The organism is Polaromonas sp. P3_C2 (assembly GCF_056402675.1).
The window spans coordinates 1-1,576 of the sequence record NZ_JBFUGX010000837.1; the positions used below are offsets into that span (position 1 = coordinate 1).

Sequence of the window (1,576 nt, forward strand, 5' to 3'; positions counted from 1 at the left end):
AAGTGACGGAGTTGTCCATGCCAAGCCGCCAGTCCGCTGTCCTGATACTGAACGTTGAGGAAGCTGACGATGCGTTGGTGATTTCCATGATCTGGCGCAGACGCTCGCCGGGTTTGACTTCGAGTTCAAACCGGGGAGGCGACACTGCCAATGCAAATTCGCTTGCCATTGCGCCAGGCGCAATCAGGGCGAAGGCCAAGCCAACAAGGCCAGCCGCATACTGCCGCAGGGCAAGTAACCGGAGACGGATCATTGCGTATCTACCTCGAAATAAAACTGCAGGGCCTGGGAAGACGTCAGCGCGCGCCCATCTGTTCTGAGAATCAGCTCAACGGTTTCTTCCAGGGTAGCCGCACTGACGACACCGTCGAAGATCAGGGTGCGGCCGCCAGATCGCAGTGAGCCAGGCAGCAAACGCCCCTGGGTTCTCCAGGTAACAAAGATGGGCTCGCCCGGGACCGGGGCGAGCCCCATGTAGAGCCTGACCGGCTGGGTCAACCAGCGCGAGAGGTTCAGGCGAAGCGCAACCCGCAGGCTGGCTTCCACCGAGTTGTCGGCCCCGCGGCCAGGAACCAGCTGCCGCCAGCGCATGGGGACGACGCTCTGGGTCGCGACGGTGCCGGTGTCATCCACGCGGGTCGTGGTGGCGGCTGCGTGTTGTGCAGTCAGCACGTTGGCAAGCAGCAGGAGGGCGGCAAATCCGATGAGGTGTGACAGGCTGACCGGTCTTTTCATCATCATGGGGAGGTCAGGGTGTAGCTGACGCGGCCGGTAAAGGTGCCCGAACCCACCAGTTGGGTATTGGCGTAGTTGAACTGCAGACAGCTTTCAAACCAGGTGTTGCGTGTAACGCTGAGCAGCGTTTGTGATGCACCGCCTACAAACGTTCCGCTGGGGATGGTGGGAGTCGGGTCTTGTGCGCCGCCGGAAACCCAGGAGATGGTATTGAACGGAATGGTGTCGCCCGTGGCATTGACCAGAGAGGCCGGTGCGGTGGCGGTGAGTGTGGCGTTGGCGCCGGTGCCCGGTGTGCGGTAAAAGCCGCCGACGTAAACCTGCGCGGGCACCGTGCAAAAGGCAAAGCTGTCATAAGGGCTGGCCGTAACGGTGCTGTCGGTTGTCATGGCGCTGGTGCCGGCTCCGATGTTGGCCGCTGGAATGGTGACTGAAACGCGATTGATGGTGGAATTGTTGCCGGGCGTACCTCCGGAGCTGAAATTGCCGCCGGTCATGGTTCCGGYGCCTACCTGCAAAAACAATGACTTGGTGCCTGCTGTGATGGTGACAACAAAGGCCTGGGCGCCCGCGCAGGCCAGAGCGCCGGCCCCCAATGCGGCGACGCGCAGCACTTGCAACACACTGCTGCGAGTGGGCACGAGGAACAGGGGTTGGGTGCGCATAAGTACCACTTTACGCTAACTCAGAAATATCAACAAAAATAAAAATGGCCCCGACAAGCGGGGCCACTTAAGGATTTATGTAATCAGAGTTGTGTAGCGGTGTAGGTAACGCGGCCATTTTTTGCGATGGTGCCGCCGTAGGTGCCCGCTGCTGGCAAGGTCGCGTTGAGGTAGGT

3 protein-coding genes are annotated in these 1,576 nt (G+C 60.5%); all 3 read right to left on the minus strand.

Annotation, left to right across the window (positions count from 1 at the left end):
* Positions 1-253, minus strand: a 253-nt coding sequence (locus tag AC1DWI_RS22545) for a UBA domain-containing protein (protein WP_477725833.1), incomplete at its 3' end; no start/stop codon positions are given.
* Positions 250-741, minus strand: a complete 492-nt coding sequence (locus AC1DWI_RS22550) for a hypothetical protein (RefSeq protein ID WP_477668634.1) — start codon at positions 739-741, stop codon at positions 250-252. The genes AC1DWI_RS22545 and AC1DWI_RS22550, both read right to left, overlap by 4 nt.
* Positions 738-1,400, minus strand: coding sequence for a hypothetical protein (locus AC1DWI_RS22555; RefSeq protein ID WP_477725834.1), 663 nt, complete (start codon positions 1,398-1,400; stop codon positions 738-740). Before AC1DWI_RS22555 ends, AC1DWI_RS22550 begins: the two co-directional genes overlap by 4 nt.
* Positions 1,401-1,576 lie beyond the last annotated feature (176 nt).

What these genes read in the sequence shown, in the direction of transcription:
- AC1DWI_RS22550 (WP_477668634.1), bottom strand. Translation starts at nt 741, where the DNA reads ATGATGATGAAAAGACCGGTCAGCCTGTCACACCTCATCGGATTTGCC.